Origin of the sequence: Streptomyces sp. CB00455 (genome assembly GCF_001905445.1) — a bacterium.
Classification (GTDB): domain Bacteria; phylum Actinomycetota; class Actinomycetes; order Streptomycetales; family Streptomycetaceae; genus Streptomyces.
Map to the genome: position 1 here is coordinate 239,000 of NZ_LIVQ01000007.1, position 21,410 is coordinate 260,409.

Genomic DNA, 21,410 nt, shown 5'->3' on the forward strand with positions numbered 1-21,410 from the left:
GTTCTCGCCGACAAGGCCCGCAACGAGCCCGGCATCCCCGCCGCCACGGCCGGCATCATCACCGTGCCGCAGCGCCGAGACGATCACTGCCTCCGACCAGGCGAAGCGGTCTTCTCGGCCGTGGTCTCCTCCGCAACCCCTACCGGGCCCACCTCACCCCGCTCGCTCTCGACACCGAGCTGAGCTGACCCGTCCCGTTCGGCTACGGGTTAAGCGGGAACTGTTCGATACCAGTCCAGAACGGGCCATCTGCGCCTCACAGTGGGGTGGATGTTAGCGCTCACATGGAATGGGCCGAACTTAAGCTGATCCAAATGGTCCGTCAAGAGCCCACCCGGCCTGCCATCCCGGAGTGCACAGCTACACACCCACTACCTGGAAGTCTGCACACGGCGAGATACTGAACTCCTTGTCCGAGAGCGTCGAGACCGAGTCACGGACGCAGAAGGCCGCAACCGGGCCTGAGCACCAGGCCGGATGGCCCGGCAGCGCGGCGTACCACGCACCGGCGGAACGCCGAAGGCATACCAGGAACCGGCAGGGCCCGTGCAGTGGGGCGCGGGACGGCGGGACACTGCGGCACGGCGGAACACCGCGGCACGGCACGCAGGCCGCACGCGCCCATCCCGCGCGGAATCCTGGCGCAGGCGGTCCTCACGCGAACCGCCTGCGCCTTGTTACCGAGCCCCGGTCAGTACGCGGTGGGCCAGCCGCCGCTCCAATTCAGCCGGTTGATACCGAGCTTGGGCGCGCCGTTGTCACTGCCGTCGTAGTAGTGGTAGACGATCAGGTCCCCGTCGGTGTCGGGCATGATGTCCTGCCCGCCGGGGCCGATGACGGATCCCTGTGACGCCATGACCACGGTGCCGCCGTTGTTGTTCATCGCGACGCCGTTGCGGTCGTAGTAGGGCCCGGTGGGGCTGGTGGCCCGGCCAACCTTGATCTTGTAGGTGGAGGCGGTACCGCTGCAGCAGGTGTCGTACGAGGCGAAGAGGTAGTAGTACCCGTTTCGTTTGACCACGGTCGGGCCCTCGACCGCCTTCGTCCCCGTGGGACGCGAGGCGAGCGAGTGGCGGGTGGTGTCCCCGGAGTACTGCTTGCCGGTCGCCGGGTCGAGCCGGATCATCTTGATACCGCTCCACCAGGAACCGAAGGCCAGCCACCACTTGCCGTCGTCGTCGACGAACAGGTCGGGGTCGATGGCGTTGTAGTCGCTCCTGGACGTGGAGGAGTAGACGATGCCCTGGTCCTTCCAGCTGCCCGGCGTCCCGGTCGTGGAGGTGGCGAGGCCGATGGCCGAGTTGGTGGTTCCGAATCCGGAAACGGCGTAGTACATCAGGTACCGGCCGCCGTGATAGGAGACGTCGGGTGCCCACGGATCGTTCTCGGGCGAGTAGCGAGACCACCAACGGGGCGGCGAGGAGAACGCGTTGCCGTTCCGGCTGAAGGCGACACGGTCGGTGGAGGTGCGGAACTCCAGGTAGCCGTGGGTGGAATGGAGCAGGTAACGCCCGTCCGGCGCGCGGAGCATGGTCGGGTCGTGGACGATGACGTCGCCGGTGACCCTCCCGGGTCCGGGGTAGGCGGACGCGGTCGACGGCATGAGGGCCAGCATGACGGCGGCGGGCAGGGCGAGGAACGAAGATCTGCGCAGAGTGCGGCTCACGCGCTTCTCCTTCGAGTAGAGATGGACATGACCTTCTGTGTCGTCTCGATGGCTTTCCCGCCCCGGTAGACCCTGAAGGAGACGCTTTTCCGGGTCGACGCCGAACAACGCCAGGTGACGAGCGTTCCGCCGTCCGTGAGTACCGCGACCAGCCCGCGGTCGAGGCGCTCCCCGATCCGGGCGGCGGCCAAGGCCTTCGTCTCTTTGTTGGCGGGTGCGGGTAGCACGTCGACGAGAGCCCCCGTGAGGAGGCGGCCCCTGCGGCGACGGTGCGTTGCGGGATGGGCAGGGGACAGCGGGACCTCACAGATCGGTGGCAGTGACACCAGCTGGTTGCCGCGGCGGCGCGAAAGGTTGCCGCTTCAACGCTCCGATTCCCGGCGTACAGGATGCGAGTGGCTGCCGACTCGTGCGCCATACGACCGTTGGGCATGCCGGTGACGTGCAACCGGGTCGGGGGCTTCGCAGCGAGCTGGTCCCCCAGATCCTGGAGCATGGTGCCTGTAGCCTGCGCTCATCCGAAGTAGCAGGTGCCGAAGAGGAGCAGTTTTGTTACGACTTGAGGCCGTCGGGAAGCGCTACGGCAGAGGGCGCTGGATCCTCCAGGATGTTGACGTGCTAGCTTCCCCAGGTGAGATCGTGGCCTTCACGGGCGGGAACGGGTCCGGGAAATCGACATTGCTGAGGATCGCGGTGGGGCTGTCCCGGCCGACGCGCGGCACCGTGACCGGGAGGCCCGCGGCCGTCGGCTACGTCCCGGACCGTTTCTCTCCCAACGAGAGCATGTCCGCGGTGGCGTACCTGACGCACATGGGCAGGGTGCGCGGGCTGGCCACGCCGGCCGCAGTGCGGTGTGCGCATGCCTTGCTGGACCGACTCTCCCTCATCGGGGGCAAAGCCGCCCCGCTGCGCAGCCTGTCCAAGGGCAACGCGCAGAAAGTCGCGCTCGCCCAGGCCGTGATGGTTGATCCGGGCCTGCTCGTTCTCGACGAGCCGTGGTCGGGCCTGGACGCCGATGCTCACGGGGTCCTGGCCGAGATCATGTCCGAGGTGGCGGGCGCCGGCGGCACCGTACTGTTCACCGATCACCGGGAATCGGTCACCCGCGCACGCGCCACGCGGACCTATGCCGTCGACCGCGGGCGGGTGACGCTGGGTGCGGCCAAGGCTGAGGCGCCGCCGGCGCTCCGTCCCATGGCCGACGTCGTTCTTGCCGTTCCCGCCCGGGGGCCCGGGCCCGGCGCCCTGGCCTGGGAGGAATTGGACGGCGTGCTCTCCGTGCACCCGGAGTCCACAGGAGTCACTTTGCGGGTCGACCGGGAGTGGGTGGACTCCGTGCTGTTCACCGCCCTGAAGTACGGCTGGTCCGTCGTAAGGGTGGCCGAGGCATCCGTGGCCGGCTATCGAACGCACACCGTCACGGACGGGGACGGGCATTGATCGCGCTCATCCGCTACACGTTCGCCACTGCGCTCCACACCCAGCGCTATCTCGCACCGGTGCTGTTGTTCACGGGACTCATGGGTGTGCTGACCGTCAACGGCAGTGGCTCGCTCCCCCCGGCCTACGCCTCTTCCGCCGGAGCCCTGTTCGTCTGCTCGACCTGGCTGACCGTCGCGCTGATGAGTCTCGATGACACGGCACAACGGGCGATCATGGTGGTCGCCGCGGGCCGATCCCTCAGCGTTCTCCTCGCGGCCATTGGCACAACTCTCCTGAGCTGCCTCGTCCTGATGGTCTTCGGCCTGTTCTTCCCTTTGTGGATGGGCAGTTACGACGTGCGGCCGGTCGACTTCCTGCTGGGCACGGAGGCCCAGCTCACCTGCGCACTCGCCGGCATCGCGATCGGCGTGCTGTGTTCCCGGCTGGTCTTCAGGCGCCAGGGGTACGCCCTGGCCGCGGCGATCGCCCTGGTGATGGTCACCGTCTTCACCAAGAACCTGCCGCCGGTGAACCAGCTGTTCCGACTCATGGCGACGTCGTCGAACTCCGGAGACCTCCTCGCACCCGCCGGCCGCATGCTCGTCGTCTCCGCCGTCGTCCTTGCCGCGTTCACGGCGCTCACGCAATACATCGCCACGCGCAAGGACTGAAACCCCCGCAAACTGCCGTCGGCCACCGTTTGCTCCGCGAAACTCCGGCCGCAGGCATCACGTGGCGGTAGCCTCCGCTGCAAGGGGGTGCTGGGGGATGCGGCACGTGGGAAGAACGGTGGCGATCTGCCTGGCGGCGGCGGTGACAGCCGTGGTCGCCGTGCTGGCTTCGCTCGCGGCCAACGCCGCGACCGCGCAGGACCGTTGGCCTGGCGTGCTCGACAACGTCCGTGCCGCTCCCTGGCCCTGGGTCGGCTGGCTCGGAGCCGGGGCGGTGGCCCTGGCCGTGACCGCCGCCCTGCTCGGCCGTGAGCCCTCTGGGGGCGCCCAGGACCCGCCGCCGCCCGGCCCGCCCGCTGTCCCGGCCTGGGTGGTGGGACGCGCGGAGACCCGCCTGGCCGTCGCCGCCGTCTGCGGGCGCGGCGCCGGCGCGGTGGGGATCACGACCGCCCTCGAAGGGGCCGGCGGCTTCGGCAAGACGACCCTCGCCACGCTCGTATGCGCCAACCGGCGGGTCCGTCGCCGTTTCCGCGGCCGCGTCTACACCGTCACCATCGGACGGGACGTGCGCGCCCGCGCCGCGATCGCGGCCAAGGTCGTGGAGACCACGGCCTTCATCACCGGCGACTCCACGGCCTTCGAAGACCCCGACCGCGCCGGCGACCACCTGGGGCGGTTGTTGGACCACCGGCCGCGCACGCTGCTGGTCCTGGACGACGTGTGGGAACCGGAACAACTGGCCCCCTTCCTGCGCGGCGGGCGGAACTGCGTACGGCTCGTCACGACCCGCGTGCCGGCCGTCCTGCCCGATGGCGCCGCGCGGCTGCGGGTGGACGAGATGACCTCGGACCAGGCCCGTGCGGTCCTGACCAGGGATCTGCCCGACCTGCCGGAGGAGACGGTCGGCGGGCTGCTGCGCGCCACCGGCCGGTGGGCGCTCCTGCTGCGGCTGACGAATCGTCTGATCGTCCGCCGCACTTCGACCGGCGCCGACCCGGCGACGGCGGCCGCCGAGGCACTGGAGGATCTGCGAACCGGGGGCCCGGCCGTCGGCGAGACCCAGGCCGGGCAACTCGACCTGGATGAACCCGTCCGCCGTTCCCGGGCCGTACGGGCGACCGTCGAGGCGGCGACGACCCTGCTCCCGGCCGGCGGAGCCCGACGGCTCGCCGAACTGGGCGTCTTCGTGGAGGACGAGTCCATCCCCGTACCGCTCGTGGTGCGGCTGTGGGAGGCCACCGCCGGCCTTGCCGAGGCACGCTCCCGGGACCTGTGCGCGGATCTCGACCGGCTCTCCCTCGTGACGCTGTCGTCCGGGGACGGCGGCCGGATCACCCTCCACGACGTGCTGCGCGACTACCTGCGCGGCGAACTGGGCGCCACCGCGCTGCGCGAGCTGAACGCCGCCCTGGTGGAGTCGGCCCTGGGGACCGCCGCCCTCCCCGCCGCCGACGTGGCCGGGACGCTTCGGGTTGCGGCCGCGGACGGTTACCTGCTGGACCACCTGATCGAGCACCTCATGGCGGCGGGGGAGAGCGCCCGGGCCGAACGGATCGCGGGGGACCTCCGGTGGGTGGAGACCCGCCTCCACCAGCGCGGTCCGTCCGCGCCCTGGAACGACCTCGCCCGCATCCCCACGGAGGGCGCCGCCACCCTGGCCCGTGACCTCAGCCGGATCGCCCACCTGCTCACCCCCGTCGAGCCCGCCCGGATCCTGACCGCCGTGCTGCACAGCCGCCTGGCCGGCCTCGCCCACTGGGACCGGCAGATATCCGTACGCCAGGCCACCGACCCCGGCCTGCGCCCGCTGCTCACCAACCACTGGCCGCTGCCCGACACACCGGACCCCGCGCTGCTGCGCAGCCTCACCGGGCCGGAAGATCCCGCCCACGCCGTGCTCACGATGGCGGCAGGACCGGGCGGAGCCTGGGTGGCCACGGGCGACATCACGGGCGAGCTGGTCGTCCGGGAGCCCCGCACGGGAACCGTACTGGCCCGCCATCGGTACCCCGGCGGCGTGTCGGCCGTGGTGACCGATCCGGCCGGCGGGTCGCTCATCGTCGCTTCGGGCCGGACGGTGCTGCGGGTGGACCCGCTGCGCCCGCAAGACGCCGTGCCCCTCGTCACCGCCGCCGAAGGAGTGAACCTCGTGGCGGTGGCCCCGGACGGCAGCTGGTACGCCGAGCAGGCGTCCAACGGACATGTGCGCGTGGAGGATCAGGATCCGGCGACTCGCCTGACTTCCGGTAGATCGGCTGGCGTCAGCCTGAAAGACACGCTCGCCGCCTCGTCGGACGGCCGACTGCTGGCGGCGTCCGACGCGGGCGGACGGATGACGCTGTGGGACACGGGATCACCCCGGCCCGTGACGCGTATCCAGGCGAGCCGCACGTCCCCGTGCACCGCGGCCTTCTCTCCGGACGGGGCCTTCCTGGTCTCCGCGGACGAGCGGGGCGTCGTCCGCCGGTGGCCGGTCTCCGGTCAACTCCCCGGGGAGCTCGGCGTAGACGCCTCCCACCTCGTCACCCGCGCCGCCGGTCCGGTGCGACGGCTGGCCGTCGCACCGGACGGCTCCTGGTGCGCGACCGCCGGCAGCGACGGGCCGGTGCGCCTGTGGGACCTGCCCGACGGCCGCCCCCGCGCGGTACTGACGGGCCACACCAACACCGTCCGCGCCCTCGCGATCTCACCCGACGGCTCCTGGCTCGCCGCCGTGGGGCAGTTCGGCGGACTGCGGGTGTGGGAGACGACGGACGGGCGGCCGGTGACCGGGGCCGACGGCCACCAGAACCGGAAGGTGACCGCCGTCGCCTACGCACCGGACGGCGCCCGCGTCGCCTCGGTGGCGCACTACGACGGTGCGGTGCTGCTGCACCGGGCGGAGGACGGCGTGGTGGCGGCGAGACTCGCCGACGACGGCTATACAGCAGCGCCGATCTGCTTCGCCCCGGACGGGTCCTGGCTGGCGTGTGGCGGCAGGGGTGACACGCTGGCGATATGGGACCCGGTATCCGGAAGCCGAAGGGCTCAGACTGACCACTACGGGCACGCCGTCGTCCATGCGGTGGCCAGCGCACCCGACGGCAGCCTGCTGGCGGCAGGCACGAACCGGGGGGTACGGCTGTGGGATCCCGTCTCGGGGGAGCCGCCGGAGATGCTCGACACCCTCAGCCAGGTGCACGCGGTCCTGTTCTCCCCGGACGGGTCCTGCCTGGTGACCGGTGAGGAGAACGGCGACGTGTGGATCTGGGACCTGTTCAGCCGGAGCCGGACCGCGCGGCTCAGGGGCGGCCGCGGGGCGGTGTGGGCGCTGTCCATGACCTCGGACGGCCGCTGGCTGTTCGGTGCGGGACACGACGGGACCGTACGCCTCTGGGACGCGCGCAGGGGTGCGTACCGGGGACTGAGCACCGGCAATGCCCGGCCCGTGCGGTCGGTGGCCATCTCCCCGGACGGGCGTTGGATCGCCTCGGTGGGTGACGACGCCACGGTGCGGATCTGGGACCGGACAGGGGGACAACTGGTGGCCGCGCAGCGGACGGAGGGCGCGCTGCACACGTGCAGCTGGCGCCCCGACGGCGGTGGACTCGCTATCGGCGGGGAGCGGGGGATGTACGTCTACGCGTTCCGGCCTGCTTAGGGCTGTCGCTTGATTGATCTCTCCGGCGAGCGCGGTGAGGCCGCCGAGCCGGATTGCGTGCAGATACCAGGAAGAAGCTGTCCGGCGGGATGCCGCGGACCGCCGGCTCGGCGCCAGGCGTTCACTCCAGCAGGCGAGGTCGGCGGCACTGGGGAAGCCGCTGCCGTCGCCGATGGTGCCGCACCCCCAGGGGTGCGGCCGGGCGCGGTGATCGCGGGCGCTCAGTGGTAGGCGTGGACGACGGCGTGGCCCTTGCCGCGGCCGATCATCCACTTGTTGACCGGGGTCGTGAGCAGGAAGGCGATCACGAAGCCGCCGAGCAGCGACGTCCAGAACAGGGTCTCGTTCAGGTGTGCGTCCATCGCACCGGGGACCAGGGCGATGATGCCGTTGTCGACGAGCTCCATGACGATGATGGAGACGGTGTCGGCGGCCAGGGCCACCTTGACCGCGGTCTTGAAGTCCAGGCCGGCCTTGCGGACCGCGAAGAGGGTCAGCGAATAGCCGAAGACGAACGCCAGGACGATCGCCAGGACCATCGTCTGGACGTTGCCCCACATCAGGGCAGTGCCGATAGCCATGCCGAGAATCTCGCCGATGGCGCAACCGGTCAGGCAGTGCAGCGTCGCCTTCGCGGCTGCCCCCCAGGTCACCTGGCCCGTCTGGTGCCCGCCGTGTCCCGCGTGCGCCTGGTGCGCGCTGTGGTCGTTCGCGGCGGCTGTGTGGTGTGCGCTGTGGTCCATGCCCGTCATCCCCAATCCCGTCCAGTGTGACTCCGCTCCAGCGGACCCACATCACAACCTTATACCCCCCCAGGGTATTCCGCGAGGTGTTGAGCCCGGCAGAAAGCGGAGGGGGGTGGGCGGGCATTCAGCCCGCCCACCCCCCTCCGGCCGGCTGGGTCAGCTCTTGCCGAGCAGGTCGTTCATCCGGGTGATCTCGGCGGTCTGCGAAGTGATGATCGCGGCCGCCATCGTCTTGGCCTCAGGGAAAGAACCGTCGGCCTTCTCCGTCTTCGCCATCGCCACCGCGCCCGTGTGGTGCTTGATCATGAGCTGCATGAAGGCGGTGTCGAAGGCCTTGCCGGACGTCTTCCTCAGGTTGTCCATCTCCTCGGGCGTCATCATTGCGCCGTCGGCCCCGTGCATGGAGTGGTCCATGGCGTCCTCGGCGGCAACCTGCTCACCCCAGGAGGTCAGCCAGCCGGAGAGGGTCTTGATCTCCGGGTCCTGGGCCTTCTCGATCTCCTCGGCGAGCTTCTTGACCTCAGCGGACTCTGCCCTGGTAGGAGCGAGGCCGGCCATCTCCACGGCCTGATGGTGGTGGGGAATCATGCCCTTGGCGAACGCGACGTCGGCCGCGTTGTGCTGCCCCTGGGAGGTCGGAGCGGACGGGGACGCCGACGGCGACGACGGACCGTGACCGCTGTGCCCGGCGGAGGTGTCGTCGCTCGACCCGCACGCGGCGAGCACGAGGGATGCGGCGCCCGCGGCGACGACGAGGGCGGTCCGGTGGATGAGGTTCTTGTGCATGGTGGTGCGACTCCTTGATGCGCCGGCCCGAGCGGGCAGGCGCCGATACAGAAAGGGGGACGTGCCGGAGCACGGCAGCCCCCGCCGGCCAAGCCGGGGCGAGGAGGTGCCGCGCGGGCGGTCCTATATCCGCAGGAGTTGCAGCTCGGCGAGATCGGGCGGCGCCCGCCCGCCCTCCGGGATCCCTGCCGCCCTGCCGGGCAGCGCCACAGGCACGGGCCCGGCATCGAGAGCTGCGGCCAGGACGGGAGGCGCGTACGCGGCGCCGACACCGGCCGCCGCACACGTGGCATCCGCATGGTCCGCGTGGCCCATCCCGCCATCAGTGTGCGAGCAGTGACCCGCCACCTGCTGGTCGGCTTCTTCGTGGACCATCGCGACGACGTGGCCACCGGCGGCCGTCGGCGCCTTCGCGGGAGCGGGGCCCGGCCCGAGGCCGTGCATCGCCAGCACACCGGCCAGCACCGCCAGCACCAGCAGCACGAACCCACGCCCGGCAGGGCGACGGGTCGACGGCTGCATCGTGCTGGTCACGCGGTCATCGTACGATCCCGCCCGGCCACTTCGCTTCTCCCTGCCGGCTGGGATTCACCTGCCCCTGGGGATCGCCGGGGCACGGCCGCGTGATCTGCAAGCCGGCAGTCGGCGTGTATCACGACCCTGCGGACCCGTCCCGCCGCTGGGCCGCCGCGCTGCTCCACCTCGCGCCGGCGGTCCGTCCGCGCCGCCCGCCGCCCGGCCGCCTCCCGCGCCGCCGAATGGCGGACGCGGCTTCTGGCACTGCCGGAGGCCCGTCGGCGCCGACCGCACTGGTGCTGTGCCTGATCGCATCGATCTGCACGACCGCCGTCTCATCCACGACCGCGGTCTCATCCGGATTGTCCACCCGGCGAACGGAGAGCGGGCAGACCTGATGGAGGCCACCGAGGCCGGCCACGCTCCTCCGAGTTGAGTGTTTTGCCGGGGCGGGCCTGGTCGGGGCGCCCCAGCGTCGGGAGGTTGCGGGTCAGTCCCGCATGATCATGATGCGGTTCTCGTTGAAGTGCTGCCAGTCCGCCACGAGGTGGAACCGTTCGTGGTTCTTCAGGTCGTCGAGGTTCACCTGCTTGCGGGGGGTGCCGCGCTCGACCCGGGCCTCGTTCTCCTGGATCATTCGGCCGAGCACGTACCGGACGTCGTCCTCCCTGAGCTTCGACGCCTGGGCCAGCCGGTCGACAGAGGTGAAGACCTCGTCCGGCTGGCCCAGGACGTCCGTGAGGTAGTTGAGCAGCGTGCTCTCTGCGGGGCCGCTTTCCCAGACGCGACGCATGTCGGCGATCCGAGCCAGCTCGGCGTCCGTCAGGTCGAGGATCGTCTCGGGTCCCGGGATGGGGTCCTGCATGGACCACACGCCGTCCTGCACCGTGGCGATGCCCAGCGCGAGCATGGTGTCCGCGAGTTCACGGACGGTCGTCGGAACCGCCACGCCTGCGGCGCGCAACAGGCCCTCGCACCTGGCTTGGTGCTCTGCGGCATCCGTACGGAACTGGTCCTTGTCCTCGTCGGTCTCGAGGTACTCCAGTTCGTCGTCGTCCCTCCACACGACGGGGGAGTCGAGAGTGCCTCCGGGCCGGCCGAAGAAGGCGCCGGGCTCGCCGTTGAAGAGTTGCTGGGTGACCTCATCGAGGCTGCCCCGCAGTCCGCGGACTGCGGCTGTGCCGAAGACCATGCAGAGCATCATCGCCTGGTGCTGCGGCAGGTAGTTCGGCCATCCGCTGGGGAACCAGCCGTTGTGCAGGGCCAGGTGACCGTCGCTGTCCCGGTTCGTGTCCTGGTCGACAGACATGGATCGATCTCCTTATGAGAGCTGCTGGGAAGGCGGGGAGTACGGCGGGAGGTTCTTGATCCGCTCGGCCAGAAGATGGGCGAGTGGGCCATCCCTCTGGTCGTCAAGTAATGAAGTCGTCGGCGCTGACGTCGTCGTCGACGTCCGGGAGCCACTCGCTGACCTGCACATACAAGCCGAGGTCATACAGCGACAGGCCGGCATCGAGGGCTTCGGGTTCGAGAGGACGGGCTGCGCGCGCGGACTGCGTCTCTTCAGCATGCGGACATCCTGGCGGTCGCAACGACAGTTGAGGGCAAGATCCGGACGAATCCAGCCCTCAGGGTCAGAACGGGACCGTCGGGCTGACGGCGGCAAGCTCCAAGCTCCGGATTATGAGCGACGAACTCTGCGCGCAGCCGGGCGTCCTCCGTGGCGGCCTCGCTGCGACGCCCCTCGTCCAAGTCGGTGCGCCCCTCGGCGGCAGCACGGTCGCGAGCATCCCGCTCGGCACGTGGGCGTCCAACTCGACGGCGGCCACGGCCCGCCTGGGGGCTACGCGGCGAGGCCGTCCCTGGACGACAGGATCCGGTTCGCCACGGCCGGAGGGTTGAAGGCCCACGCCGGCTCGGCCCCGATCACGCGGGCCTCCGGTAAACGCCGTCACGTCGGGCGCCGCTTCGTGAGGAACAACTGGCTCAACCAGGTCGGCCACGTGTGGGCCTTTGCCTCCCTGAGCGGTTCATCCGGCGCGGACTCCACCGGGCCGGTGGGGGCTGGCACATGCAGCCTCTGCGGCACCTGTTCAACCAGCACAGGACGAGACGCGCCAGCGCCTGACGGGTGCATCGGGCACGGTCGGCGTCGTAGGGGGTCGTCTCAGCCACCCCCACAGCCTCTCAGGCCGTATCCGCGGCGAGTACCCGACTTCCGCCAGGGACTGGCCTCCGCTTGACGGCTCAACTGCATGAGGTGCCCTTCCTCGCGATAGCCGCGAGTCACGACACATCGTTTCGGCGGTGTCAGTCGTGGCGGGCGAGCTTGATCGCGGAGACGAGCAGGATCACGGTCAGCAGGGGGATGAGGATGAGGTCCGGGAAGACTCCCAGCCGTAGTCCGCCCAGCACTGCGCCGAGGATCGAGCCTGCGGCCATGGTCATGGTGAAGCGGATGTTGGCGCCGATGGCAGGACGGCGCGTGGCCGCGACCGGTCCCCTGTTCCGGTCGCGGCCACGCCGGCCTGGGTGTCGGGCACGTTCAGCAGCCGCCGGAGGAGGCGGGCGCACTGCCGATGGTGAGGGTGGCCGGCGCGGCGCAGCAGCCGCCACCGGTCGCTTCCGCGGCCGCCGGCTCGTCGAAGAGGCCGGCGCCGCCGCAGACGCCGGTCTCGGGGAGGGTGAGTTCGACCCGCTCCGCGGCCTCACGGTCGCCGGCGAGGGCGGCGGCGATGGAACGCACCTGCTCGTAGCCGGTCATGGCGAGGAAGGTGGGGGCGCGGCCGTAGGACTTCATGCCGACCAGGTAGACGTCCTTCTCCGGGTGGGAGAGCTCTGCCTGGCCGTGAGGGTAGACGGTGCCGCAGGAGTGCTGGTTGGGGTCGATCAGCGGGGCGAGCGCGCTCGGGGCCTGCAGGCGCTCGTCGAGACCGAGGCGGAGCTCGTCCAGGAAGGCCAGGTCGGGACGGAAGCCGGTGAGGACGACGACCTCGTCGACCGGGCCCAGGCGGCGGCCGTCCTCACCGACGAGGCCAAGGCGGCCGTCACCATCGCGTTCGAAGGTGTCGGTGCGGAAACCGGTGACCGCGTCGGCGTACCCGCCGTCGACGGCTGCCTTGGCGGCGAGGCCGAGCGCGCCGCGGGCGGGGAGCTGGTCGGCCTCGCCGCCGCCGAAAGTGGAGCCGGAGATCCCTCGGCGCAGGATCCATGTGGCGTGCGTTCCCTTGCCGTCCTCGGACGTGGCGAGATCGGCGAGGTAGGCGAGTGCGGTGAAGGCGGAGGCGCCGGAGCCGATGACCGCGATCCGCTTGCCCGCGTACCGGGCTCGGACGGCGGGATCCTTCAGGTCCGGTACCCGGTAGGTGATCCGGTCCGCGGCGGCCTTCTCGCCAAGAGCGGCGAGGCCGCTGCCCCCGGCCGGGCCGGGGGCGGACCAGGTGCCGGAGGCGTCGATGACGGCGCGGGCCAGGACCCGCTGCTCGCGGCCGTCGACACTCTCGTAGTGGACGACGAAGGGCTGGGCCTCGCGGTCGGCGTCGACGACGCGGTCGCGGCCGGTGCGCGAGACGCCGGTGACGGTCGCGCCGTAGCGCACCTGCTCACCGAGGACGTCTGCGAGGGGCTGGAGGTAGAGGTCGGCCCAGTCCCCGCCGGAGGGGTAGGTGTCCCCGGCGGGCTTGACCCAGCCGGTGGGGGCAAGGAGCTTCTCGGCGGCGGGGTCGACGAGCTCGCCCCAGCGGGAGAACAGCCGTACGTGCGCCCACTCTCGGACCGCGGCTCCGGCCACCGGGCCGGCTTCCAGGACGAGGGGTTCGATGCCGCGGCCGGTGAGGTGGGCGGCGGCCGCGAGACCGGCCGGGCCGGCTCCGATGACGACGACGGGCAGGTCGGTGATGGCTGGCGCGTTCACGGTCGGCTCCCTGGTTGTTTCGATGTCTGTCGATGGCTTGCGCTGCCAGCATCCCACCTGTTTCGATGTCCGTCAACATAGACATTTGTCGAAGTAACCTTGTCGGGCGCGGCCCGAGCGGTCCGCCGCCTGCCCGCGCGCTTGGCCCGCAGCTGACCCCCCGCCGCACTAGTTCGATGTATGTCAACATAGACATATGTCGAATACGAAGGTTCTGCCGCTCCTGGAACCCGACCCCGCCGCGGCCTGCTGCCCGCCGCTGAACGAGCGCCCCATGTCGGCCGAGGAGGCCGAGGTCGCCGCGAAGATGTTCAAGGCCCTCGGCGACCCCGTGCGGCTACGGCTGTTCTCCGCCGTCGCCTCGCACGAGGGCGGAGAAGCGTGCGTGTGCGACATCTCCGACGTCGGCGTCTCCCAGCCCACCGTCTCCCACCACCTGAAGAAGCTCAAGGAGGCGGGCCTGCTGTCCTCCGAGCGCCGCGGGACGTGGGTGTACTACCGGGTCGAGCCGTCCGTACTCGCCGCCATGGGCGCGCTGTTGGCCGGCGCCGGGAAGGCGGCATGACCGACGTGCGGATCGAGGAGCTCCTGCCCGAGCATGCCGAGCAGGTGCTGGGCATCTACCAGGCGGGAATCGCCGAGGGCGATGCGACCTTCGAGACGCAGGCCCCCGACTGGGCCGCGTTCGACAAGGCCAAGCTGCCCGACCACCGCTTTGTCGCCGTCGGCGACGACGGCCGGGTCGTGGGCTGGGTCGCGGCGAGCGCGGTCTCGGACCGGTGCGCCTACGCGGGTGTGATCGAGCACTCCGTCTACGTCCACCCCGACGCGCGCGGCCGCGGCGTCGCCCGCGCGCTCCTGGACGCCCTGATCTCCTCGACCGAGGCCGCGGGCACCTGGACCATCCAGTCCGGGATCTTCCCCGAGAACACCGCCAGCCTCACCGTCCACGTACGGGCCGGTTTCCGCGTCATCGGCACCCGCGAGCGGATCGGCCGTCACCACGGCGTTTGGCGGGACGTCGTCCTGTTGGAGCGCCGCAGCCCGAACGTCGGGTGAGAGCGGTCAGGGCAAGCCGGCTTCACCCCGCAGTCGGTGCAGTGGGTCCTTCGGCTGGGTCGTGGTCGACCACATCGCCACCTTCGAAGGCGCGGTTCCACACGTCGCTGTAGCTTTCCAGGTCCTCCGGCGGGATTTCGAGGTCTCCGTGGATGGGCAGGGTGCTGGCGTCCCCGGACCGACCGCCTTCGGAGCGGGGGGTGAGCAGCACTCCGAGGGTCGCGTCGAGGATGAAGAATTCGATGCCCAGCGGCGCAGTTGGCAGCCGGCGGCGAGCCCGGACTGGCCGCCGATCACCACTACCTCGGTGCGCGCCGTCATGCCGAAGGTGTCCCGCTGTCCGTCTTTCCGCGCATGAAGACGACCGCCACCAGGGCCAGGCCCACCACGGCACCGACAAGCTGCATGCAGATGAAGCCAGGTACCGAAGCCGGGGAGATGCCCGCGAAGGTGTCGGTGAAGGCGCGTCCGATGGTGACGGCCGGGTTGGCGAAGGAGGTGGAGGAGGTGAACCAGTACGCGGCGCCGATGTAGGAGGCGACGGCGACGGGGGTGAAGCGGAGGCGGTCGGTGCGGGCCAGGCCGAAGATCAGCAGGATCAGGCCCGCGGTCGCCACGACCTCGCCCAGCAGCAGGTTCCCGGCGGAGCGGTCGTGGGTGGACCACTTGACCAGCGGCTCGCCGAACATCGCGTCCGCGAGGATCGCGCCCGCAATGGCACCGGCGATCTGCGAGGGCACGTAGACGGCGACCTCGCCGGCGCTGACTCCTGCGCCGCCGCGGCGGGCGGTCCACCACTCGGCCAACGTGACGGCCGGGTTGAAGTGGGCGCCCGAAACGGGGCCGAGGAGGGCAATCAGCACGCCGAGCCCGAAGACCGTGGCGGTGGAGTTGGCCAGCAGCTGCAGGGCCATGTCCTGGGTGAGCTTCGTTGCCTGGATGCCCGAGCCGACGACGACCGCGACGAGGGCTGCGCTGCCGAGCAGCTCGGCGGCGGCGCGGGCGATCAGCGGGGTGCGGGGCGGGATCGCGCCGGGGGCGGGCTGGGGCACGTCGGCAGGTATCGATGTGCCGACGGGCTCGGTGGCGGTCACGGCTGGTTCTCCTCGGGCAGGTGAGGCAAAGCACGGAAGGCTACGGGCAGGACCGCTTGAGGTTGGCTTCGGCGGTGGCACGCGCGGTCTGGGCGAGGTCGGCGAACTGACCGGCGAGGGCTTCGATGACTTCCGGACGCAGTCGGTAGTAGATGTACCTTCCGCATGGCTCCGTCTCCACGACCCCCGCCTCCCGCAGCACCTTCATGTGGTTGGAGAGGTTCGTCTGCTTGGCGCCCGTCTCTTTCACGAGGTGGGTGGTGCAGAGCGTCTCGCGGGCGAGCAGGATCACGATCCGGAGCCTGAGCGGGTCGGCCAGAACCCGGATCAGCTCAGTGTCGACTGACGTCATCATGGACTGATACTGTCACATCAGTTGGGGCTGACACCAGCCCGCACTGACCTCATTGGCTCCTTGAACGGGATCGCCATGCCCTCGCCCTCCTCGCCCCTCCTGTCGGACGACCGCCTGGCCGCGGGGGCCACTCGCCTCGCCACTCGCTATGTCGGCCACTTCGCGCCGGAAACCGTGCCGGGTCTGCTCGCCGACTCCTGCACGCGTCATACCGAGCAGGCTCCGTACGCACCTGGTCGTGGCGGCGGAACGGCTGACCGCCGAACCCCTGAACGCCCTCGCCCGCGCCCAAGGGCTGGCGAGCGGACCGGCCCGGGTGCTGTTCGTGTGCAGCCAGAACACCGGCCGCTCCCAGATGGCGGCCGCCCTCCTCGCCCACCGGGCGGACCCTGACGGAGCGCCGATCGCCGCCGTCCGCGACATCCGAGACGCCATCGACGCCCCATGCGCCGAGCTCCTCACCCAGCTCGCCCCCTGAAAGCCCACAGATCCCCACCGCGGTCGCCTCACCCAAGGGAAGAACAGATGTCCTCCGCTCCTGCCGCCTCCGCCTCTGCCGCCTCCGTCCTGTTCGTCTGCATCCACAACGCGGGCCGCTCCCAGATGGCGGCCGGGTTCCTGCGCCACCTCGCCGGTGACCGCGTCGAGGTCCGCTCCGCCGGCTCCATGCCGGGGGAGCAGATCAACCCCTCCGCCGTCGCCGCCATGGCCGAGCTGGGCATCGACATCTCCGATCAGAAGCCCAAGGTCCTCACCCCCGAGGCCGCCCAGGCATCCGACTACATCATCACCATGGGCTGCGGCGACGCCTGCCCGTACTTCCCCGGCAAGACCTACCTCGATTGGCAGCTCGCGGACCCGGCCGGCCAGGGCGTCGAGGCCGTCCGCCCCATCCGTGACGAGATCAAGGGCCTCATCGAAGGCCTGATCGCCGAGATCGACGCCAAGTCGAAGGCCTGAGGCACACGGTTAGTACTCCAGTCTGGTTTCGCGATCTTGCGGCGGACCCGGCTGGGAACGGGTACGGCCACCGCATGATCATCGGTTGGTGTGTGGACAAACGAAGATCGTGCGGTGGCCGCGGGCCATAGCGTAGACCCTGTCCGTTGGCGGGCGATGTTCGACCAAGTCATGGCCCGGATCGCGGGCCGCTTCGGCCGAGTTGAGCCTCGGGCCACGGCCCGCGCCTATCTGCTCGGGCTGTTGTCGGATGTCGAGCGCAAGAACTGCTGGCAGTTGGCCGAGCAGGCTGGCCACGTCCGACCCGGGCCGATGCAGCGCCTGCTGCGCTACGCCCGCTGGGACGCTGATGCCGTTCGTGATGACCTGCGCACCTACGTTGCCGACCACCTCGGCACCGAGGGCGGTGTGTTGATCGTGGGCGAGACCGGCTTTGTGAAGAAGGGTCGCACCTCGGCGGGGGTGCAGCGGCAGTACACCGGGACGGCGGGACGCATCGAGAACTCCCAGGTCGGCGTGTTCCTCGCCCTGGCCACCAGCCGGGGGCGGGCCCTGATCGACCGCCGGCTCTACCTGCCCGAGCACTCGTGGTGTACCGATGACGAGCGTCGCCACGCGGCCGGGATACCCCAGACGGTGCAGTTCGCGACCAAGCCCCGCCTGGCCGAGGAGATGATCATCGCCGCGCTGGACGCTGGCATCACCGCCTCCTGGGTGACCGGCGACGAGGCTTACGGCCAGGACTCGCGATTGCGGACTGCCCTGGAGGCTTGCGGCATCGGCTACGTGCTGGCCGTGGCCTGCTCCACTCGGGTCCGCATCAATCACGGCCGCACTCCTGCCCGCGCCGGTGTCCTCGCCCCGCGTCTACCCGCCACGGCCTGGTAGCGGCACAGCGCCGGTCCCGGGGCGAAGGGCCCGCGCTACTACGACTGGGCCTGAATCCACATCGGCAGCGACAGCCACCGCCATCTGCTGATTCGCCGCAACCGCACCAGTGGTGAACTCGCCTTCTACCTGTGCTGGTCACCCACCACGGTGACGCTGTCCGAACTTGTCCGCGTCGCCGGTGCACGCTGGAGCGTCGAGGAGTGCTTCCAGGCCGCCAAGAGCCAGGTCGGCCTCGACCACTACCAGGTCCGGCACTGGACCTCATGGCACCGGCATATCACGCTCGCCATGTTCGCCCTCGCCTTCCTGACCGCCGTCGCCGCCAGCGCGGCTCCGAACCGGCCTGCCGACCCGCACCACTCAGCCAGCAACAACGACCTGATCACCTTGACTGTCCCCGAGATCCGCCATCTGCTCGCTGCCTTTTTCGACCCACCGGCCGTGACCGCGGCCAGACTGCTGCACTGGTCCACCTGGCGCAGACGCACCAGGCAACAGCCCGTCGCAGCCACTACCGACGACGGTGTACCGATGAACACGAGTGACCAGCCAGCACAGTTGACTGGTTAAGCACTCCTAGCTCCCTTGATTGCGAGGGAGACCGCGCCGGTAGAGTCGTCTGGACGGTACCACCCTGGGGGAACTGATGACGGCAGCGGATGCAGTGCCCATAGTCTTCGTTCACGGGACGCGCTTCAGCGCGGGGCAGTGGAGCGTGCAGATTGCTGAACTCCGGGACGAGTTCCCGGTAGCCGCCGTCGACCTGCCCGGCCATGGGGAGCGCTCGGCTCAAGCCTGGAGCCTGAGCAGTGCGACAGAGATCATCGCTTCCGCGGTGGACTCGCTCGACCGTGGGCCAGCCCTGGTCGTCGGGCACTCGCTCGGCGGATACGCCTCGCTGGAGTTCGCGCGGCGTCGTCCAGAACAACTGCGCGGGCTGATCCTCGCGGGAGCCAGCGCCTCCACCCGCGGCATCTGGGCAGCGCCATATCGGTGGGTAGCCAGGCTGGTCCCTCACATACCGGCGGATTGGCTTGCCCAGTGGAACGACCGGTTACTGCGGCGGCTCTACCCGTCAGAAGTGGTGGAGGCGACCATCCATTCCGGCTACGCCTTCCATACCCTGCCAGCAGCCTGGGGCGAGGTACTGGGACGCTTCGACGCGGGTGCGATGCGTTTTGTGGAGGCTCCGGTACTGATCCTGAACGGCGAGAAGGACGCCGTCTTCCGGGGCGGCGAGGCGGACTTCGCCCGCGCACATCCCCACGCTCGCGTCGAGTTGATCCCGCGCGCAAGACATCTCGCGAACTTCGACGACCCAGACGCCTTCACCGATGCCGTTCGCCGCTTCGCTCGGCAGCTCCCTGCCGTCAGCTGAGTGCGCCATCACCGGGGCACCGGCACCCCATGCCCACCAGCCAATGCGGTGCTCAGCCACGAGTCGTTGGGTGGATTACGAAACCGCACTGGAGTATTAGCCGTCGACAGGGGCGGAAGCACCCCTGGACACCTCGGGTGCTTCCCCGACCTCGCCCAAAAGGACGGTGGGATGCGCGAGTTGGCACCCGTAAGCGAGGCCCTTGGCCTCCGACTGATCGGCGCCCAGCTTGATCCAGCGGCCGGCGACCCGCTCGACCGCCGCGTCCTCCTGCTCTTTCGTCCCCTTCAGGGCAGACCGCAATGCTTCGGCGTCCCGCTTGGCATAGACGTGGATGCAGCACGACTGCTACCGCCTGAGGCCGACTCTGGGGGCCCGCAGGCAGCGAGGCTGAGGGCAGCGATGCACAGGCCGATGGGCACAGCGGAAAGACGAGTGGACAAGGGATCCCCCTGGGATGTGTACAGGTCAAGGGAGGGTACACGGAGTGCACGACGCGACTCGGGAGCGTCCCGAGGTCACACAGCGGAGCCCAACTGTGCCTACACCAGGTCAGGGGCGCCGAAGAGCACCCTGCACGCCGACGGCATGCGGGTCGGCGAAGCCTGCTTGATCACGCTCTGGCGATCGCAAAAGGGCTCTGCAGGGGCGGCCGCCGACAGGGTGGTGATGCAGTTGATGTCCGGCGTCCTACTCGGGTTCAGGCACTGGTGAGCCGACCGGTGCGGTGGCGGGAGATCCGCCGTGTGCGCCCTCCCCGCTTGTGCACCGGGCCAATCCGGCAGAGGTCATGCCGCGAATCACCTGTAGGAGAATGTGCGAGGTGAGGTACGTGGCTGACGAAGAGTTCGAACATCTCATGGCGGAAGCGCGGGTGGAGGTACACCGCATCTCGTTTCCTCCGCCCTCCTGCGACGACGATGCGGAGTACGCCTTTCATCCGCAGCACGCGGAATTCGGAGCGTCAGCCCACTGAGGGCTTCACGGCGGACCCAAGACGCGCGGTACAAGCCGCCGGCGGAGGCGCACGGGGGTGCTTCTGGGGGCCATCGAGGCTACGCACGTGCTCCAGAACCGTAGCCCGCCGGACGGGCAGTCACGACAGAGCGAACGTCAGAAGCATTGCGGATACGCCCTGTCGCCAATCACGGCCTCGGCATTGTCTGACCTCACCCTCGCCGGATTCGCCCGCTGCGCGACGAAACCCGCGCACCATCCCCCAAGCACGACATGAGCAGGCGCTTCGCAAGCTCTCCCAGCCAAGCCGTCCTGGGGCGACCTCGCCTGTTCATCATCGTCGGACTGGCCCCCACGGTGAAAGGACTCGTCCCCGCCGGCTGACGACTCCGGTGGGGCTCCAGCCCACAGCAGCCGCCGACAACCCGCGACGTCCGGCTCAAGCCAGCGTCACCTTCCCGGCCCGAGTCCCAGCGGCATCCCGGGCAATCCTTCTCGTCGGCGGCAACGAATAGCACCCGAAAGGGATTAAACGCCCAAACATGGATACCGGCCTCAAGCCGGTGAAACCTCCCCGGAAGAGATGCGTTGCCATGACAGCCAAGCATTCAACCCGTCTGATCGCCCTCATGGCCGTTCCTGCGGCCCTCACCGTGGCCCTCGCGGCCCCAGCCCTGGCCGGCGGACACAGCAGCGGCTCCCACTCCAGGCACAGCCAGGACTACCAGGTCAGTCTGCGCCCGCTGAACCACTCGGGCGCGAGCGGCACAGCGCTCCTCAGTCTCCACGGACGCCAGCTCACCGTGAAAATCAACGCCCATGGCCTGGTCCCCGGACAGCCGCACGCCCAGCACATCCACGGCTCCACCACCGGCCACGACTTCCGCTGCCCCGACGCGAGCGCGGACAAGAACGGCGACGGCATCGTCACCACCGCAGAGGGACTGCCCGCGTACGGAGACATCAACATCTCGCTGACCACGTCGGGCGACACCTCCAAGGCCAGCGGACTCGCCGTCGCCCGGATGCCTGTCGCGGACCACAACGGGAACGTGTCCTACACGCGCACCATCCAGGTCTCCCAGGCCGTGGCCGACCACATCGCCAACCTGCATGTGGTGCAGCACGGGATCGACCCCAACGGCAACGGCAAGTACGACTTCGGCAAGGGCAAGAGTGAACTCGACCCGAACCTCCCTCAGGAAGCCACCGCACCGGCAAGCTGCGGCATGCTCCACAGTCACACCGATGGCTCCATGCCGATGAACCGGGTCTGAGCCCGAGCTTGCAGAACAGCCGTGCAATTCACCTGTGACCTGCACCTGGCCCTCCAGAACACCAACGGCCCGCTCAGTG

At 70.0% G+C, this 21,410-nt stretch carries 19 protein-coding genes and 2 pseudogenes; 11 read left to right on the top strand and 10 right to left on the bottom strand.

What is annotated here, in order from left to right; translation table 11 throughout:
• Positions 1–691 precede the first annotated feature (691 nt).
• Entirely contained in the window at positions 692–1,615 is a 924-nt protein-coding gene (locus AMK16_RS26400) for an arabinan endo-1,5-alpha-L-arabinosidase (RefSeq protein WP_079191771.1), read from the bottom strand.
• 47 nt (positions 1,616–1,662) lie between these two features.
• A complete protein-coding gene (locus AMK16_RS26405; RefSeq protein WP_206780523.1) occupies positions 1,663–1,893 on the bottom strand; it encodes a hypothetical protein in 231 nt (76 codons plus the stop codon).
• A 322-nt stretch (positions 1,894–2,215) separates the two neighbouring features.
• Between AMK16_RS26405 and AMK16_RS26410 the strand changes: the two genes are divergently transcribed.
• The 3 genes from AMK16_RS26410 to AMK16_RS26420 all read left to right on the top strand — a co-directional run bounded on the left by AMK16_RS26410 (position 2,216) and on the right by AMK16_RS26420 (position 7,399).
• Entirely contained in the window at positions 2,216–3,106 is an 891-nt protein-coding gene (locus tag AMK16_RS26410) for an ATP-binding cassette domain-containing protein (protein ID WP_073919845.1), read from the top strand.
• Positions 3,103–3,759: a hypothetical protein gene (locus tag AMK16_RS26415; RefSeq protein ID WP_073919846.1), complete on the top strand. Its 657-nt coding sequence runs from the start codon at positions 3,103–3,105 to the stop codon at positions 3,757–3,759. The genes AMK16_RS26410 and AMK16_RS26415 overlap by 4 nt, the downstream gene beginning before the upstream one ends.
• 106 nt (positions 3,760–3,865) lie before the next feature.
• A complete protein-coding gene (locus AMK16_RS26420; protein ID WP_143196875.1) occupies positions 3,866–7,399 on the top strand; it encodes an NB-ARC domain-containing protein in 3,534 nt (1,177 codons plus the stop codon).
• A gap of 221 nt (positions 7,400–7,620) precedes the next feature.
• On the opposite strand, the gene AMK16_RS26425 is transcribed toward AMK16_RS26420, so the two are convergent.
• From AMK16_RS26425 to AMK16_RS26455, 6 genes are all read right to left on the bottom strand, one after another.
• The gene (locus AMK16_RS26425) at positions 7,621–8,142 is read right to left on the bottom strand and encodes a DUF4396 domain-containing protein (RefSeq protein ID WP_073920034.1); all 522 of its coding nucleotides are present in this window, start codon (positions 8,140–8,142) and stop codon (positions 7,621–7,623) included.
• Positions 8,143–8,301: 159 nt separating this feature from the next.
• Positions 8,302–8,931: a DUF305 domain-containing protein gene (locus AMK16_RS26430; protein ID WP_073919848.1), complete on the bottom strand. Its 630-nt coding sequence runs from the start codon at positions 8,929–8,931 to the stop codon at positions 8,302–8,304.
• A 123-nt stretch (positions 8,932–9,054) separates the two neighbouring features.
• Positions 9,055–9,453 carry a DUF6153 family protein gene (locus AMK16_RS26435; protein WP_073920035.1) on the bottom strand — a complete coding sequence of 133 codons (399 nt, stop codon included), beginning with the start codon at positions 9,451–9,453 and terminating at the stop codon, positions 9,055–9,057.
• Between the two features lie 484 nt (positions 9,454–9,937).
• Positions 9,938–10,756 (bottom strand): DUF6042 family protein, encoded by an 819-nt coding sequence (locus AMK16_RS26440; protein ID WP_073919849.1) that lies wholly within the window; start codon positions 10,754–10,756, stop codon positions 9,938–9,940.
• Between the two features lie 1,001 nt (positions 10,757–11,757).
• On the bottom strand, positions 11,758–11,895 hold the full coding sequence (locus AMK16_RS26450) for a hypothetical protein (protein WP_242438914.1): 138 nt from the start codon (positions 11,893–11,895) through the stop codon (positions 11,758–11,760).
• Positions 11,896–11,992: 97 nt separating this feature from the next.
• Positions 11,993–13,360, bottom strand: a complete 1,368-nt coding sequence (locus tag AMK16_RS26455; protein WP_073919851.1) for an NAD(P)-binding domain-containing protein — start codon at positions 13,358–13,360, stop codon at positions 11,993–11,995.
• A 196-nt stretch (positions 13,361–13,556) separates the two neighbouring features.
• On the opposite strand from AMK16_RS26455, the gene AMK16_RS26460 reads away from it, so the two are divergent.
• Together AMK16_RS26460 and AMK16_RS26465 are read left to right on the top strand one after the other, a co-directional pair.
• Positions 13,557–13,925, top strand: a complete 369-nt coding sequence (locus AMK16_RS26460) for an ArsR/SmtB family transcription factor (protein ID WP_073919852.1) — start codon at positions 13,557–13,559, stop codon at positions 13,923–13,925.
• On the top strand, positions 13,922–14,419 hold the full coding sequence (locus AMK16_RS26465) for a GNAT family N-acetyltransferase (RefSeq protein ID WP_073919853.1): 498 nt from the start codon (positions 13,922–13,924) through the stop codon (positions 14,417–14,419). Before AMK16_RS26460 ends, AMK16_RS26465 begins: the two co-directional genes overlap by 4 nt.
• 317 nt (positions 14,420–14,736) lie before the next feature.
• Here the strand turns inward: AMK16_RS26465 and AMK16_RS26470 are convergent, their stop codons facing one another.
• Together AMK16_RS26470 and AMK16_RS26475 are read right to left on the bottom strand one after the other, a co-directional pair.
• Positions 14,737–15,513: an aquaporin gene (locus AMK16_RS26470; RefSeq protein ID WP_079191728.1), complete on the bottom strand. Its 777-nt coding sequence runs from the start codon at positions 15,511–15,513 to the stop codon at positions 14,737–14,739.
• Positions 15,514–15,553: 40 nt separating this feature from the next.
• On the bottom strand, positions 15,554–15,868 hold the full coding sequence (locus AMK16_RS26475; protein WP_073919855.1) for an ArsR/SmtB family transcription factor: 315 nt from the start codon (positions 15,866–15,868) through the stop codon (positions 15,554–15,556).
• Between the two features lie 238 nt (positions 15,869–16,106).
• Between AMK16_RS26475 and AMK16_RS37560 the strand changes: the two genes are divergently transcribed.
• The 6 genes and pseudogenes from AMK16_RS37560 to AMK16_RS26505 all read left to right on the top strand — a co-directional run.
• Positions 16,107–16,346: an arsenate reductase/protein-tyrosine-phosphatase family protein gene (locus AMK16_RS37560; protein WP_073919856.1), complete on the top strand. Its 240-nt coding sequence runs from the start codon at positions 16,107–16,109 to the stop codon at positions 16,344–16,346.
• A 47-nt stretch (positions 16,347–16,393) separates the two neighbouring features.
• Positions 16,394–16,828 carry an arsenate reductase ArsC gene (locus AMK16_RS26485; protein ID WP_073919857.1) on the top strand — a complete coding sequence of 145 codons (435 nt, stop codon included), beginning with the start codon at positions 16,394–16,396 and terminating at the stop codon, positions 16,826–16,828.
• Positions 16,829–16,984: 156 nt separating this feature from the next.
• Positions 16,985–18,264, top strand: a pseudogene (locus tag AMK16_RS26490) (IS701 family transposase).
• A gap of 101 nt (positions 18,265–18,365) precedes the next feature.
• On the top strand, positions 18,366–19,097 hold the full coding sequence (locus tag AMK16_RS26495; RefSeq protein WP_073919858.1) for an alpha/beta fold hydrolase: 732 nt from the start codon (positions 18,366–18,368) through the stop codon (positions 19,095–19,097).
• Positions 19,098–19,929: 832 nt separating this feature from the next.
• On the top strand, positions 19,930–20,073 hold the full coding sequence (locus AMK16_RS36325) for a hypothetical protein (RefSeq protein WP_158071244.1): 144 nt from the start codon (positions 19,930–19,932) through the stop codon (positions 20,071–20,073).
• A gap of 574 nt (positions 20,074–20,647) precedes the next feature.
• A pseudogene (locus tag AMK16_RS26505) lies at positions 20,648–21,328 on the top strand (hypothetical protein); the annotation flags it as partial.
• Positions 21,329–21,410 lie beyond the last annotated feature (82 nt).